Annotated in this window: 8 protein-coding genes and 1 other RNA gene; all 9 read left to right on the forward strand. The window is 66.9% G+C overall.

Features of this window, described 5'->3' with window-relative positions; genetic code table 11:
• Positions 1–51 precede the first annotated feature (51 nt).
• The 9 genes from DWG20_RS06480 (at position 52) to DWG20_RS06520 (ending at position 16,070) form a co-directional block, all read left to right on the forward strand.
• The gene (locus DWG20_RS06480) at positions 52–1,575 is read left to right on the forward strand and encodes a beta-barrel assembly-enhancing protease (RefSeq protein WP_245944788.1); all 1,524 of its coding nucleotides are present in this window, start codon (positions 52–54) and stop codon (positions 1,573–1,575) included.
• A gap of 455 nt (positions 1,576–2,030) precedes the next feature.
• The gene (gene aceE, locus DWG20_RS06485) at positions 2,031–4,697 is read left to right on the forward strand and encodes a pyruvate dehydrogenase (acetyl-transferring), homodimeric type (RefSeq protein ID WP_115433040.1); all 2,667 of its coding nucleotides are present in this window, start codon (positions 2,031–2,033) and stop codon (positions 4,695–4,697) included.
• Between the two features lie 57 nt (positions 4,698–4,754).
• Positions 4,755–6,362 carry a dihydrolipoyllysine-residue acetyltransferase gene (gene aceF, locus DWG20_RS06490; RefSeq protein ID WP_115433041.1) on the forward strand — a complete coding sequence of 536 codons (1,608 nt, stop codon included), beginning with the start codon at positions 4,755–4,757 and terminating at the stop codon, positions 6,360–6,362.
• Between the two features lie 91 nt (positions 6,363–6,453).
• Entirely contained in the window at positions 6,454–8,214 is a 1,761-nt protein-coding gene (gene lpdA / locus DWG20_RS06495; protein ID WP_115433042.1) for a dihydrolipoyl dehydrogenase, read from the forward strand.
• 209 nt (positions 8,215–8,423) lie between these two features.
• A complete protein-coding gene (locus DWG20_RS06500; RefSeq protein ID WP_115433043.1) occupies positions 8,424–10,166 on the forward strand; it encodes an autotransporter assembly complex protein TamA in 1,743 nt (580 codons plus the stop codon).
• Complete coding sequence (locus DWG20_RS06505; protein WP_115433044.1) at positions 10,166–14,032, forward strand: translocation/assembly module TamB domain-containing protein; 3,867 nt, start codon at positions 10,166–10,168, stop codon at positions 14,030–14,032. Before DWG20_RS06500 ends, DWG20_RS06505 begins: the two co-directional genes overlap by 1 nt.
• 103 nt (positions 14,033–14,135) lie before the next feature.
• Positions 14,136–14,625, forward strand: an RNA gene (rnpB, locus tag DWG20_RS06510) — RNase P RNA component class A.
• A 168-nt stretch (positions 14,626–14,793) separates the two neighbouring features.
• Positions 14,794–15,819 (forward strand): tRNA dihydrouridine synthase DusB, encoded by a 1,026-nt coding sequence (dusB, locus tag DWG20_RS06515; protein WP_115433045.1) that lies wholly within the window; start codon positions 14,794–14,796, stop codon positions 15,817–15,819.
• A 14-nt stretch (positions 15,820–15,833) separates the two neighbouring features.
• Positions 15,834–16,070, forward strand: a complete 237-nt coding sequence (locus tag DWG20_RS06520) for a helix-turn-helix domain-containing protein (protein WP_115433046.1) — start codon at positions 15,834–15,836, stop codon at positions 16,068–16,070.
• Positions 16,071–16,152 lie beyond the last annotated feature (82 nt).

Genomic DNA, 16,152 nt, shown 5'->3' on the forward strand with positions numbered 1-16,152 from the left:
GCGTACACGCCGCGCTGCAAGGGGAGCGCTCTTGCGCCTATCATAGGCTGCATGAAACCGCTGTCCTCCCTTTTTGCCGTCACGGCCCTCGTCGGCGCGCTCGGCCTCGCCGTCGCGCCGCTGCCGGCGTTGTCGGCGATGAGTACCTATGATTTGCCCGACCTCGGCGAGGTGTCGGACGGCTCGTTCACCGCCGCCGACGAGGCGCGCATCGGCCGCGGCGTGGTGCGCGCGATGCGCGGCGCCGGCGAGATCGCCGACGACGCCGAGCTGACGAGCTACCTGAACGAGCTGGGCGGCCGCCTCGCGCAGCCGGCGGCGACGGCCGGCATCAACTACAGCTTCTTCGTCGTCGACGACCGCTCGATCAACGCGTTCGCGCTGCCGGGCGGCTATATCGGCGTCAACAGCGGGCTGATCCTGAGCTCGCAGAGCGAGGCCGAACTCGCGTCGGTTCTCGCGCACGAGATCGCACACGTCGCCCAGCGCCACATGGCGCGCATGAAGGCGGCGAGCGCGCCGAACCAGCTGATGGTACTCGCCGCCATCCTCGCCGGTGCCTTGGCCGCCAAGAGCGGCAACGGCGAGGCGACGATAGGCGTGCTCAATGCCGGCATCGGCCTGTCGATCCAGAACCAGCTGTCGTACAGCCGCGACTTCGAACGCGAGTCCGACCGCCTCGGCATGCAATACCTCGCCAGCGCCGGCTTCGACGTGCGCGCGATGCCGAGCTTTTTCGAGCGCATGCAGCAGGTCAACCGGCACAACGACAACAACGCCTACGCCTTCCTGCGCACCCACCCGGTGACGGTAGAACGGATCAGCGAAGCGCAGAACCGCTCGCTCGGCCTGCCGCTCAAGATGCGCGCCGACAGCGTCGACTATCTGTTGGCGCGCGAGAAACTGCGCGTGTCGGTGCAGGGCGCCGACGAGGCGGCGCGCTTCGAACAAAGCGCGCTCAAGAACCGGCAATTTCTCAACGAGGGGGCGACCTGGTTCGGTCTGGCGACCGCGCGGCTCGCGCAGCGCAGGCCTTCCGAGGCGCGCAACGCGCTGAGCGAGGCCAAATCGAGGCTGCCCGGCCACCCGATGCTGTTCGCGCTCGACGCGGCGATCGCGCGCGAGGCCGGCGACAAGGCCGCCGCGCGCGCCGCCTATCGCGCCGGTCGCGCTGCCTACCCGAACAACCGCGCGCTGGCCTTGGCCGAGATCGATTTCCTGCTCGATGCGGGCGAGCGCGACGCGGCTGCCGAACGTTTGCACGAGGCATTGAACAAACGTAACGCCGATGCGGAACTCTATCGGCTCGAGGCACGCCTGTACGCCGACCAGGACCGGCTGCGCTATCACGCCGCGCTCGGCAACGCGTTCTACTTCGAGATGCGCTACGGCGCGGCCATGGAGCAGTTCCAGCTGGCGAACAAGGCGCCCGGCGACGACTTCTACCTGCGCTCGTCGATCGAGGCGCGGATGCGCGAATTGGAAAAAATCCTCAGGGAAGACGCCGGCAAGCGCGGAAAAAGTCGCTCTTTCGAGGGCTTCGCCCCCGCCGAAAAGGGTCACCCGGCCCGCTGAACGCGCCTGCCGCCCGCCTTGCGGGCGCATTCGCGACCGTTTTGTTCGGATATCCGACCACCCCACCTGCGCGTGTTCGTTTTCGCACCCATTTCGAACACGCCGTCTTTTTTCGTCCGCCGGAAGCCGTTTCCGTTCTGTCTGGCACAAACGTGCGTTTCAGCGCGAGACCGCGTGTTCAGGCGGGCAAATCGCAAAAAAACAACATATTGCAGCGCAACAACAACGTCATCTTTCGTCTTTTTGAGTGAAAACTTTAAAAAGGGATTCCTTTCCGATTTTCGTCCGACTTACACTGCAATCGGCTTATGCGGCTGTTCGAAAATGAAAATTTCGTTTGCGGAAGTGTTCGCATATAATCCGCCGAGGACTCTGCCGCTTCGTAAGCGAGTCGGCTGAAAACACAAGACGGAACCCGTACCCCGGTCTTCCGCGAACTCCTGTGAGGATGAGAGATGGCTGCAATCTTTCCTAACGATATCGATCCGTTGGAAACCCGTGAGTGGCTCGACGCATTGGCGTCGGTGCTCGAGAACGATGGCGCCGAGCGTGCCCACTACCTGCTCGAACAACTGGTCGAGAACGCGCGACGCGGCGGCGCCGACGTCGACATGGGTTCGACCACGCCGTACGTGAACACCGTGTCGGTCGACCGTCAGGCCCCGCTGGCCGGCGACCCGGCCGTCGAAGAGCGCCTGCGCAATCTCGTGCGCTGGAATGCGTTGGCCACCGTCGTGCGTGCCAACAAGGGCAACGACATGGGTTTGGGCGGCCACATCGCCTCGTTCCAGTCGGCCTCGACGCTGTACGAAATCGGCTTCAACCACTTCTGGAACGCGCCGACCGCCGACCACGGCGGCGACCTCGTCTTCGTGCAGGGCCACTCGGCACCGGGCATCTACTCACGCGCCTTCCTCGAAGGCCGTCTCTCCGAAGATCAGATGATCAACTTCCGCCAGGAAGTCGATGGCAAGGGCCTGTCTTCGTACCCGCACCCGTGGCTGATGCCGGACTTCTGGCAGTTCCCGACCGTGTCGATGGGCCTGGGTCCGCTGATGGCGATCTACCAGGCACGCTTCATGAAGTACCTAGAAGACCGTGGCCTGGCGAAGACCGCCGGCCGCAAGGTCTGGGTGTTCTGCGGCGACGGCGAGATGGACGAGCCGGAATCGCGCGGCGCGATGGGCGTTGCCGCCCGCGAAGGCCTCGACAACCTGGTGTTCGTGATCAACTGCAACCTGCAGCGCCTGGACGGCCCGGTGCGCGGCAACGGCAAGATCATCCAGGAGCTGGAAGGCGAGTTCAAAGGCGCCGGCTGGAATGTGACCAAGGTGGTGTGGGGCTCCAAGTGGGACGCGCTGCTCGCCAAGGATAAGACCGGCCTGTTGAAGAAACGCATGATGGAATGCGTCGACGGCGACTACCAGACCTTCAAGTCGAAAGACGGCGCCTACGTGCGCGAGAAGTTCTTCGGCAAGTACCCGGAACTCTTGGAGCTGGTCGCAGACCTGACCGACGACGAAGTCTGGGCGCTGAACCGCGGCGGCCACGACCCGCGCAAGGTGTACGCGGCCTACCACGAAGCGACGCACAACGCCAACGGCAAACCGACCGTGATCCTCGCCAAGACGGTGAAGGGCGAAGGCATGGGCGGCTCGGGCGAGGCGCAGAACACCTCGCACCAGCAGAAAAAAATGGACATGGAAGACATCAAGCACTTCCGTGACCGCTACGGCATCCCGCTGACCGACGAACAAGTCGAAAAAGTGCCGTTCTACAAGCCGGCCGACGACAGCGCGGAAATGCAGTACCTGCACGCACGCCGCAAGGCGCTCGGCGGCTACCTGCCGACGCGTAAACCGGTGACCGCCCCGATGGCGATCCCGGCGCTGTCCGCCTTCGACGCGCTCTTGAAAGATTCGGGCGAGCGCGAGTTCTCGACCACGATGGCCTTCGTCCGGATGCTGAACACGCTGGTGAAGGACAAGCAGATCGGCAAGCAGATCGTGCCTATCGTGCCTGACGAATCGCGCACCTTCGGCATGGAAGGCATGTTCCGTCAGCTCGGCATCTGGAGCCACGTCGGCCAGAACTACGTGCCGCAGGACCACGACCAGCTGATGTTCTACAAGGAATCGACCGACGGCCAGGTGCTGCAAGAAGGCATCAACGAGCCGGGCGCGATGTCCTCGTGGATCGCCGCGGCGACGTCGTATGCCAACCACGGCATCCCGATGATCCCGTTCTACATCTACTACTCGATGTTCGGCTTCCAGCGTATCGGCGACCTGGCCTGGGCGGCCGGCGACCTGCGTGCGCGCGGCTTCCTCTTGGGCGGCACCGCCGGCCGTACCACGCTGAACGGCGAAGGCCTGCAGCACGAAGACGGCCACAGCCACATCCAGGCCGGCCTGATCCCGAACTGCATCTCTTACGACCCGACCTTCGCCTACGAAGTCGCCGTGGTGGTGCAGGACGGCATGCGTCGCATGTATGTCGAGCAGGAAGACGTGTTCTACTACCTGACCGTGATGAACGAGAACTACACCCACCCGGCGATGCCGGAAGGGGCGGAAGCCGGCATCATCAAGGGTCTGTACAAGCTCAAGTCGGTCGGCGAAGGCGCGCTGCGCGTCAAGCTGATGGGCTCGGGCACGATCTTCAACGAAGTCATCGCCGCGGCCGACCTGTTGGCCGCCGACTTCGGCGTCGCTTCCGACATCTTCAGCGCGACCTCGTTCAACCAGCTGCGCCGCGACGGCATGGAAGCCACCCGCTGGAACCTGCTGCACCCGACCGAAGCGGCCAAGACGCCGTTCGTCACCGAAGTGCTCGAAGGTTTCGAAGGCCCGACCATCGTCGCCACCGACTACATGCGCAACTACGCCGACCAGGTGCGTGAATACGTGCCGGGCCGCTACGTGGTGCTGGGCACCGACGGTTTCGGCCGCTCGGATTCCCGCCAGAAGCTGCGCGAGTTCTTCGAAGTGAACCGCTACTACGTCGCCGTCGCCGCGCTGAAGGCGCTGGCCGACGAAGGCAAGATCCCGGCCGCCAAAGTGGCCGAAGCGATCGCCAAGTACGGTATCAACGCGGACAAAGTGCCGTCCTGGAAAGCCTAATCAAGTGAGCTGACCGAAGCGGGGAGCCAAGCTCCCCGCTTCGTGCGAGGAAACACAATGAGCCAGATCATCGAACTCAAAGTACCGGACATCGGCGGCCACGAGAGCGTCGACGTCATCGAGGTATTCATCCAGCCGGGCGCGACCGTGTCCGTGGACGACTCCCTCATCACCCTGGAAACCGACAAGGCGACCATGGAAGTGCCGGCCGAAGTCGCCGGCATCGTCAAGGACCTCTTGATCAAGGTCGGCGACAAGGTGTCCGAAGGCGCCGTGATCGCGCGCGTCGAGATCGCCGGTGCCGCGGCTGCCGCCGCACCGGCCCCTGCCGCCGAAGCGCCGAAAGCCGCACCGGCTGCTGCCCCTGCAGCGGCTCCGGCCGCTACCGGCCGCATCGAAGTGACCGTGCCGGACATCGGCGGCCACGCCGGCGTCGACGTGATCGAAGTTTCCGTAAAAGTGGGCGATATCGTCGCGCTGGAAGACTCGCTGATCACGCTGGAAACCGACAAGGCGACGATGGAAGTGCCGTCGACCGCCGCCGGCCGTGTGCTGGACGTCAAGGTCAAGGTCGGCGACAAGGTCGGCCAGGGCGACCTGATCGTGGTGCTGGAAGGCGCCGCCGCGGCCGCCCCGGTTGCCGCCGAGGCGCCGAAAGCCGCGCCGGCTCCGGCCATCGCTGCCGCTCCGGCTCCGGTCGCCGCCGCCCCGGTCGCCACGACCGACGAAGCCGGCTTCGTCAAGGCGCACGCCGGTCCGTCGGTGCGCCGTCTGGCGCGCGAACTGGGCGTGAACCTCGGCCAGGTCAAGGGCTCCGGCCGCAAGGGCCGCGTGGTCGACACCGACGTGAAGGCGTTCGTGAAGGGCGTGCTGTCGGGCGAGATCACCGGCGTCGTGCCGGGCGTGGCCGCCGCGTCTGCCGGCGGCGCGGGGCTCGACCTGTTGCCGTGGCCGAAGGTCGACTTCGCCAAGTTCGGTCCGGTCGAGACCAAGCCTCTCTCCCGCATCCAGAAGCTGTCGGGCGCGAACCTGCACCGCAACTGGGTGGTGATCCCGCACGTCACGTTCAACGACGAGTGCGATATCACCGAGCTGGAAGCGTTCCGCAAGGACATCGGCCGCGAATGGGAAAAGTCGGGCCTGAAGATCAGCCCGCTGGCCTTCATCATCAAGGCCGCCGCCGAAGCGCTGAAGGCGTTCCCGGCGTTCAATTCGTCGCTCGACGGCGACAACCTGGTGTTGAAGCAGTACTACAACATCGGTTTCGCCGCCGACACGCCGAACGGCCTGGTGGTCCCGGTGATCAAGAACGCCGACCAGAAGGGTCTGAAGCAGATCGCCCAGGAGCTGACTGACCTGTCCAAGCTGGCCCGCGACGGCAAGCTGAAGCCGACCGACATGCAGGGCGCGACCTTCACCATCTCCAGCTTGGGCGGCATCGGCGGTTCGAGCTTCACGCCGATCATCAACGCGCCGGAAGTCGCCATCCTCGGCGTCTGCAAATCGCAGATCAAGCCGGTGTGGAACGGCAAGGAATTCGCGCCGCGCCTGATGTGCCCGCTGTCGCTGTCCTTCGATCACCGCGTGATCGACGGCGCCGCGGCCGCGCGCTTCACCGTCCATCTGGGCAAACTGCTGGCGGACATCCGTCGTCTCGTTCTGTGAGGCGGGGGCGGGGCCGAGCGCCCCGCCAACGTTGGCCGAGCCCGCCTGAGCGGGTTCGGCCCCTCACTGCCTCGTCAGGAATAAAGACAACATGAGCCAACTGATCGAACTGAAAGTGCCGGACATCGGCGGTCACAGCGGTGTCGACGTGATCGAGGTGTTCGTCAAGGTCGGCGACACCGTCGCCGTCGAAGACTCGCTGATTACCCTCGAAACCGACAAGGCGACGATGGACGTGCCGGCCAGCCACGCCGGCGTGATCAAGGAATTGAAGGTCGCCGTCGGCGGCAAGATCAGCGAAGGCGACGTGATCGCGCTGGTCGAAGCCGCGGGTGCCGCCGCCGAAGCGCCTAAAGCTGCCGCTCCGGCCCCTGAGGCTGTAACGGCCCCGAAAGCCGCCAGCCACGCTGGCGGCGCCGACTTCGAATGCGAAGTGCTGGTGCTCGGCGCCGGCCCTGGCGGTTACTCGGCCGCGTTCCGCTCGGCCGACCTCGGCATGAAGACCATCCTCGTCGAGCGCTACTCGACGCTGGGCGGCGTGTGCCTGAACGTCGGTTGCATCCCGTCCAAAGCCTTGCTGCACAACGCGGCGGTGATCGACGAAGTCGCGCACCTGGAAGCCAACGGCATCAAGTTCGGCAAGCCGGAAATCGACATCGACCAGCTGCGCGGCTACAAGGAAAAGGTGATCGGCAAGCTGACCACCGGCCTGGCCGGCATGGCGAAGGCGCGCAAGGTCGACGTGGTGCGCGGCATCGGCACCTTCATCGACCCGAACCATATCGAGGTCAACCTGACCACCGGTAGCGGCACCGAGCTGAAGAACGAACGCGTCGTCGTGAAGTTCCAGAAGGCGATCATCGCCGCGGGTAGCCGCGTCGTGAAGCTGCCGTTCATCCCGGAAGACCCGCGCATCGTCGACTCGACCGGCGCTTTGGAACTTAAGTCCGTGCCGAAGAAGATGCTGGTCATCGGCGGCGGCATCATCGGCCTCGAGATGGGCACCGTGTATTCGACGCTCGGCGCGCGTCTCGACGTCGTCGAGATGATGGACGGCCTGATGCAGGGTCCGGACCGCGACCTCGTCAAGGTTTGGCAGAAGATGAACGAACACCGCTTCGACAACATCTTCCTGAACACCAAGACCACCGCGGTAGAAGCGCGTGAAGACGGCGTCTACGTGAGCTTCGAGGGCGAAAAAGCGCCGGCAGAGCCGGTCCGTTACGACCTGGTGCTGGTCGCCGCCGGCCGCGCGCCGAACGGCAAGACCATCGGCGCCGAGAACGCCGGCGTGATCGTGTCTGAGCGCGGCTTCATCCCGGTCGACAAGCAGATGCGCACCAACGTGCCGCACATCTTCGCGATCGGCGACATCGTCGGCCAGCCGATGCTGGCGCACAAGGCGGTGCACGAGGCGCACGTCGCCGCGGAAGTCGCGCACGGCGAGAAGGCCTACTTCGACGCACGCGTGATCCCGGGCGTCGCCTACACCGATCCGGAAGTGGCTTGGGTCGGCGTGACCGAGGCGCAAGCCAAGGCCGAGGGCATCAAGATCGAGAAGTCGGTGTTCCCGTGGGCCGCCAGCGGCCGCGCGATCGCCAACGGCCGCGACGAGGGCTTCACCAAGCTGATCTTCGACGCCGACACGCACCAGGTGATCGGCGGCGGCATCGTCGGCACCCACGCCGGCGACATGATCGGCGAGGTGTGCCTCGCGATCGAGATGGGCTGCGACGCGACCGACATCGGCAAGACCATCCACCCGCACCCGACGCTGGGTGAATCGATCGGGATGGCCGCCGAAGTCGCCCACGGCAGCTGCACCGACTTGCCGCCGATGCGCAAGAAGTAAGCGCGGCGCGAAAAGCACTCGAAGCAGACGGCGGGGTTCTCCCCGCCGTTTTTTTATCCGTTGTTTGGCACTTATAAGCCTGGCCGAGCCTCCAAATTGGGCTCGGCCAAGCTTTGTTAACAGTTTGTCGCGATCACCACGCACACAGGTTTTGCCCATGACGCGAGGATTCTTTACCATGGGCCGGGTCTGAGCCCTTTCGCCGGAACATGCTGTCGACCCGTTACCTGCGACTCGTGGCCCTCGCCGGCCTCGTCGCCACCCAATACGCCCACGGCGCGCTCGACTACACGGTGCGCGTCGCCGCGCCCTCCGGCTTGTCCAGTCTGCTCTCCGAACACCTCGAACTGATCAACCGGCGCGATGACCCGGACATGGACGAGGCGCTGCTGGCGTCGCTGGTGCAGGCCGCGCCCGACGCGGCGCGCGCGCTGCTCGAGACCGAGGGCTACTTCAAGGCCCGTGTCAGCGTGCGCGAGGACGGGCCGCACGCGTACGCGGTGATCGTCGACGCAGGCTCCCCGGTGCTGATCACCGACCTCACCGTCGTGCTCGACGGGCCGATCCGCCAGGAGCCCGACTACCAGCAGCGCCTCGCCGCCGCGCTCGAAGCGTGGCCCTTGCCGCTCGACGCGCCGTTCCGCCAGGCCGAGTGGACGGGCGGCAAGAAGGCGGTGCTCAGGTTGCTGGTCGCCGACCGCTTCCCGAAGGCAAGGCTCGCCGACAGCCGCGCCGACGTCGACCCGGACACCGGCCGCGCCGAGCTTGCGGTGCGCTACGACAGCGGGCCGCGCATCGCATTCGGCGCGCTGACCGTGACCGGCCTCAAGCGCTATCCTCAGAGCATCGCGCTCGGCCTGGCCGACTTCAAGGAAGGCGACCCGTACAAGCTGTCCAAGATCATCGACTACCAGAATGCGCTCGAGCAGGACCCGCATTTCTCGGGCGCGGTGGTCAGCGCCGACTTCGACGCGATCAAGGACGACAGGGTGCCGGTGAGCGCCGCACTGACCGAGTTCCCGCGCCAGAAGGTCGAACTCGGCCTCCTCTATTCGAAAAGCGAGGGACCGGGCGTGCGCGTCGGCTACGACCACTACAACATTTTCAACCGCGCGCTGACCGGCGCCTTCCTCGCCGACCTCAAGCAGAACGAGAAGACGGTGTCGTTCGGCCTCGGCTTTCCGCGCAACCACGACGGCTATTCGCATAGCGCGAACCTCTCATACAAGGTGAGCGACGTGCAGGGCCTAGACACCCAGGCGCTGACCGCCGGCGTCTGGCGCATCCGCCAGCGCGGCAATATCGAGGCGCGGATCGGCCTCGAGCTCGAGAGTGAACAAAGCCGGCTCGGCGGGATCGACCAGGGCCACGTGCGCGCGGTGCTGCTGTCCTACGGCTGGGCGCGGCGCGCGCTCGACGACGCGCAGCGCCCGCGCAACGGCTCGCTGCTCGAGGGCCAGCTGTCGGGCACTCTGGGCGGCGCCTTGTCCGACACCACCTTCGTGCGCGGCTACGGGCGCGCCGCCTACTACTGGACGCCCCAGCCCAAGTTCGGCACCTTCGTCGCGCGGGCCGAGCTCGGCCAGGTGTGGGCGTCCGATACGAACCGGGTGCCGTCGTCGCGCCTGTTCCGGACCGGCGGCGCCAGCACCGTGCGCGGCTACGACTACCAGAGCCTCGGCGTGCCCGGCCCGAAAGGCTCGGTCGACGGCGGTCGCGTGCTCGGCGTGGCCAGCCTCGAGTACCAGTACCCGATCACGCGCACCGTGTCGGGCGCGCTGTTCTACGACGCCGGCGATGCCGCCCGGGACTGGCAGACCTTCGACCTGGCTAAGGGTTACGGCGTCGGCGTGCGCTGGGCGAGCCCGGTGGCGCCGTTCGCCTTCGACGTCGCCCGCGGCGAGCGCGACGGCAAGCTGCGCTGGTACATCGGCCTGGGGCTGGCGTTCTGATGGAAACGATGCAAGACGACCGGCCCGCGCCGACGCCGCCGTCCGGGCCGCAATCGCCTCAGGAACCGCCGCCGTCAACGCCGCCGAGAAGGCGCCGCAGCGTCTGGCGTACCCTGGTCATCGTCGGCTTCCCGGTGCTCGCGGCGTTGCTGGCGCTACTGGCGTGGCTGACCGCGAGCGCGAGCGGCTTTTCGACGCTGACGCGTCACCTCGACACGCTCTCCGCCGGCCGGCTCAAGGTCGCCCAGAGCCGCGGCACGCTGTGGGACGGCTTCGAGCTCGCCGGCGTCGTTTGGCAGGGCGAATATGAAAAGGTAGAGCTCGATAGGCTCAAGTTCGCCTGGCAGCCGCGCGCCTTGTGGCAGGGCGAGCTGTGGATAAAGCAGCTCGCGCTCGGCCACGTGCGCTACACGCCGTTGAAAGAAGCGCCGCCTACGCCGCCCGTGAAGGCGCCCGACAGCCTGTCGCTGCCGATCGAAGTGCGGCTCGACGCCGTCACGCTCGCGAGTTTCAGCCAGAAAGGCGAGGCGCTGCTGTTCGACCTCGTCGCCGGCTACCGCTACCAGGGTGGCCAGCACCGGCTCGACGTCAAGCGCCTCGGCAGCCCGTGGGGCCGTGCCGAGGCCGAGCTTTCGTTGGTCGACGCGCGCCCGTTCAAGCTGGCCGGCCGCCTCAAGGCCGACGGCACGCTAGAGGGGCGCGCCTTCGCCGCGCAGTTCGAGCTGTCGTCCGGCCTTCTCCTGCCGCGCATCGAGGGCACGCTGACCGGCGAGAACCTGTTGGCCGAGATCGACGGCTCTCTCGCGCCGTTCGCGGCGCGCGCCTACCACAAGGTGCGCGCGCTCGACGTGCGCATCGGCGGCGTCAACCCGCGCGCGTTCAACAAGGACTGGCCGGCGGCGCGCCTCAACCTCGCCGTGCTCTTGCGCCCGACCGAGGGCGACGCGCTCGAAGGCGGCGTCTCGGTCAACAACCTCACGCCCGGCAAGCTCTCCGACGGCGCGCTGCCGTTCGACCTGATCGCAGGCCACCTGAAGGTCGACGACGAGGCGTTCACGCTCGAGGACACGCTGGTGCAGCTCCTGGCGGGCCGCGTCAAGCTCGCCGGCTCGGTGCGGGGCGACGCGATCGCGCTTGACGCCACGTTGGCCGAGGTCGGGCTCGCAGCGCTGCACGCTAAGGCTCCAAACGACAAGTTGAACGGCAAGCTGACGCTCGCCGGCACCACCGCCGCGCCGACGCTCGCGCTCGACGTGGCCGGCAAGACATTGTCGGCGAACGGCCGGCTGTCGGTCGCCACCGAAAAGAGCGGCGCGCGCACGCTCAACATCGAGTCGCTGCGCGTGGGGACCGGCGCCGGTGGCGGCGGGCTGGCCCTCGCGGGCAAGCTGGGATTGGACGGCGAACAGCGCTACACACTCGCCGGCCAGCTGCGGAATGCCGACCTTGCGCGCCTCGCCAAGGGGCTGCCTTCGAGCGACCTGAACGGCAAGGTGTCCGCGTCGGGCCGGCTCGCCGCGCCGCTGACCGTCAACGCGCTCATCGACATCGCGAACAGCCGGCTGTCGGGCTCGCCGTTGAGCGCGCGTATCGACGCCGCGCTCGCCGGCGAACGGCTGACCCGGCTCGCCGCGCGCGTCGCGCTCGCCGAGAACCGGCTCGACGCTTCCGGCCGCTGGGGCGCGCCCGGCGACGTCGTCGACCTCAAGCTCGACGCGCCGGCGCTGTCGCGCATCGGCCCGGGCTTTGCCGGTTCGGCACGAGGCGACGTCAGGCTATCGGGCAGCACGAAGTCGCCGCAGCTTGACGCTAAGCTTCGCGTCGACGGCCTTGCCGCGCCCGGTGGAATCAAGGCCAGTCTGGTCGACTTCGAGGGCGTCGTGCGCGTCGGCGGCAATACGCCTTTCAAGATCGCGCTCGCGGCGAGCGAGGTCGCGGTGCCGGGGCAGGCGATCGATACGCTCAGGCTCGACGCAGACGGCAACCGCGGCGCGCACCGTATCGAGGCTTCCGGCGCGTTGAAGCTGCGTGGCCGGCCGCACACGCTGCTGCTCTCGGCCAACGGCGGACTCGCACCCGACGCGCTCGCCTGGCGCGGCACCGTGAACCGGCTCGCGCTCGCCGGCGATATCGGCCTGCAGTTGCTGGCCCCGGTCAAGCTTGCCGCCAGCGCCGACACGGTGTCGGTGTCGAGTACGCGCTTCACGCTCGCCGGCGGCACGGTGCGGCTCGACGCGCTCGACTGGCGCGCCGGCGGCACCTTGAAGACAAAAGGCGCGCTCGATGCGCTGGCGCTATCGAGGCTCGAACCGTGGCTGAAGCTGCCCGTCGAGCAGAACCTGGTGTTCGCCGCCGACTGGGACCTCGCGCTCGGCGAGCGCGCGCGCGGTCAGCTCACCGTGCGGCGGCAGGCCGGCGACGTCGTCGTGCCGGGGCGCGATGGCCGCAAGGCGGCGCTCGAACTCTCCAAGAGCGAGGCGGTGTTGCGGCTGTCGGGCGGGCGGGCGCTGCTCGACCTCAACCTGACGAGCCGCTTCGCGCTCTTGACCGGCCAGCTGAGCCTGTCCGCGCCGCGCGGCCTGCCGGTGATGACCGCGCCGATGACGGGGCGCGTGCAGTTCGCGGTGGGCGACCTGTCACGCCTCAAGGCGCTGACCGGGCCGGGGCTGGAACTCGCCGGGCAGGCTGCCGCCGACCTGACGGTGTCCGGCACGCCGGCCGCGCCGCAGTGGCGCGGGCGCATCGTCGGCAGCGGGCTGGCCTTCGCCGACCGTAAGAGCGGGCTGAAACTGTCCGACGGCGAGCTCGTCGCCCAGGTTGACGGCCGCGAGCTCACGCTCGAGCGGCTGCGCTTCGCCGGCGGCCGCGGCGAGGTGGTGGCGGCGGGCCGGCTCGCCGCACGCGAAGCCGGCACCGAGGCGAACGCCACGGTCGAGTTCAAGAGCTTCACGCTGCTCGATTCGCCCGAGCGGCGGCTGGTGGTGTCCGGCGTCAGCGAGATCGCGCTGACGCCGCAGGGCATCACACTGACCGGCCGGCTGCGCGCAGACCGAGGCAGCATCGACCTGCCCAAGGAGGGCGCGCCGCTGCTGTCCGACGACGTGGTGGTGAAGGGGCGGCAGTTGCCCGTGAGCGAGGGGTCTCCGAAACTGCCGATCACGCTCGCGCTCGAACTGGACCTCGGCGACCGCTTCCGGCTCTCCGGGCAGGGGCTGAACGTGACGCTGACCGGCGTGGTCAAGCTGTCGGCCAAGCCGGGCGAGGCGCCGACCGCGCTCGGTCAGGTCAGCGTGGTCAGGGGGCGTTACAAGGCCTACGGCCAGGACCTCGACATCGAGCGCGGCGTGATCACCTTCGCCGGGCCGATCGACAACCCCAACCTGTCGGTGCGCGCCAAGCGGCGCTTCTCGCCGGTCGGCGCCGGCGTCGAGGTGACCGGCACGGTGTCGTCGCCTAGCGTGCGCCTGATCGCCGACGAGCCGATGAGCGAAAAGGACAAGCTCGCGTGGCTGGTGCTCGGCCGCGCCGCCAGCACCGGCGGCGGCGACGACGCCTCGCTCGCGGCCAGCGCCGGCGCCTTCCTCGCCGGCAGTCTCAACGAACAGATCGGCCTGTTCGACGACCTCGGCGTCACCAGCCGCGGCGAGAAGACCTACGCCAGCGGCCGCGTCAGCCCGGCCGAGCAGGTCGTGGTGGTCGGCAAGCAGCTGACGCGCGAGCTCTTCGTCGGCTACGAATACGGCATCAGGAGCGCCGAGCAGGCGGTCAAGTTCGCCTACCAGTTTTCGAAGAGCTGGTCGGTCGTGCTGCGCGCAGGCAATGCGGACTCGTCGGCCGAGACGCGCTTCACCCGTCGCTTCGACTAGGGCCGAGGGTTGGCCGAGCCCGGCCGACGCTTGAATCGGGCTCGGCCAACCTTGCGGGCCGCGAATTCGCGTCGATAGGGCGCTTGCGCTACAATGGCCGCCGGAAGCCAACCAGACAGTCGCCGCATCCTTTGGTGGATGGGGAGGAAAGTCCGGGCTCCATAGGGCAGGATGCCGGTTAACGGCCGGACGCCGCGAGGCGATGGAAAGTGGAACAGAGAGCTGAACCGCCGATGGCCGGACTTGTCGCCCGCAAGGGCGACAAAGTCTTTATCCAAGCAGGGTGTAACCCGGCTCGGAGAATCCAAGCAGGGTGAAAACCCTGACGGACGGCACAGGCAAGGGTGAAAAGGTGTTCGGGCGCGGCGTAAGCCAAGCCCGGAGGTTGGGTCGAAAGATCCGGCTCGGTAAGAGCGCACCGCGGACGTGGCAACACGGACGGCAGGCTAAACCCCATCCGGAGCAAGGCCAAATAGGGGTGCATTGGCGTGGCCCGCGCTGCACCCGGGTAGGCTGCTTGAGCCTGTCGGCAACGGCAGGCCTAGAGGAATGACTGTCCACGACAAAACCCGGCTTATCGGTTGACTTCCCCCTCATTTCTGCGGCGGGCGCTCCTTGTGAGTCGCCCGCCGTTTTCACGTTACGGTCGATTATTTTCGGCTATCGATGCTGCCTAAAAAATAATCAAAAAGGTTTTTACCGCCTGCGCGAAAAGCTATACAATGGCGGCCCTTTTCGACCTTCTTGCCGACCCTTTACCCATGCGCATCGGGCCTTACACGCTCAAGAACCGGCTGATCGTCGCACCGATGGCCGGTGTGACCGACCGCCCGTTCCGCATGCTGTGCAAGAAGCTCGGCGCGGGCATGGCGGTGTCGGAAATGATCACGTCGAACAAGGCGCTATGGACCACGCCGAAGACGCTGCACCGCGCCAACCACGACGGCGAGGTCGAGCCGGTGGTGGTGCAGATCGCCGGTGCCGACCCGGCGCAGATGGCCGCCGCGGCGCGCCTCAACGTCGAGCACGGCGCGCAGATCATCGACATCAATATGGGTTGCCCGGCCAAGAAGGTGTGCAACGTCGCCGCCGGTTCCGCGCTGATGCAGCACGAGGACCTGGTCGGCCGCATCCTCGATGCGGTGGTTGCGGCGGTCGACGTGCCGGTGACGCTGAAGACGCGCACCGGCTGGAATCGCGACAACAAGAACGTGATGCGGATCGCGAGGTTGGCCGAGGACGCCGGCATCGCGGCGCTCGCGCTGCACGGGCGCACGCGCGAGGATATGTACAAGGGCGAGGCCGAGTACGACACGATTGCCGCGGTCAAGCAGGCGATCTCGATCCCGCTGATCGCCAACGGCGACATCGACAGCCCGCAAAAGGCTCGTTTCGTGCTTGAAAAGACCGGCGCCGACGCGATCATGATCGGCCGCGCCGCGCAGGGTCGGCCGTGGATCTTCCGCGAGATCGACCATTACCTTGATACCGGTACGATGTTGCCGCCACCGCGCGTCTGCGAGATTCGCGACGTGCTATTGGGGCACCTCGACGAGCTATACGGCTTTTACGGCGAATACTCGGGCTGCCGCGTCGCGCGCAAGCATATCGCGTGGTATACGAAGGGTCTGGCGGACGCGAACGCGTTCCGCCAGGCGATGTACCAGCTCGAGAGCACCGAAACACAAAGAGCGGCGGTCAGCGCCTATTTCGACGGGCTGGCCGAACGCGGGGAACACCTCAGCTACCTTGACGAGGGGGCGGCCGGGGATGTGGACAACGACTAACACCAACAACAACCATGCAAAGCAACGATCATATCGCCCAGACCATCCGGCACGCGATGGAGCAGTACTTCCGCGACCTGGACGGGGAAACGCCGTCGGCCATCTACGATATGGTGCTCGCCTGCGTGGAAAAGCCGTTGATCGAAGTGGTGTTGAGCCAGACACAGGGCAACCAGACCCGGGCGGCCGAGCTGCTCGGCCTCAACCGCAACACCTTGCGCAAGAAGATGAAGAGTTACGATCTGATCTGACGCCTTACGAGGGCCGCCGCGAGGCGGCCTTCGGCTTTTACAGGTGTCGCTTCGGATAAAGTTATTTGATCGCAAGCATTTG

The sequence above is a fragment of the Crenobacter cavernae genome (assembly GCF_003355495.1).
Lineage (GTDB): Bacteria > Pseudomonadota > Gammaproteobacteria > Burkholderiales > Chromobacteriaceae > Crenobacter > Crenobacter cavernae.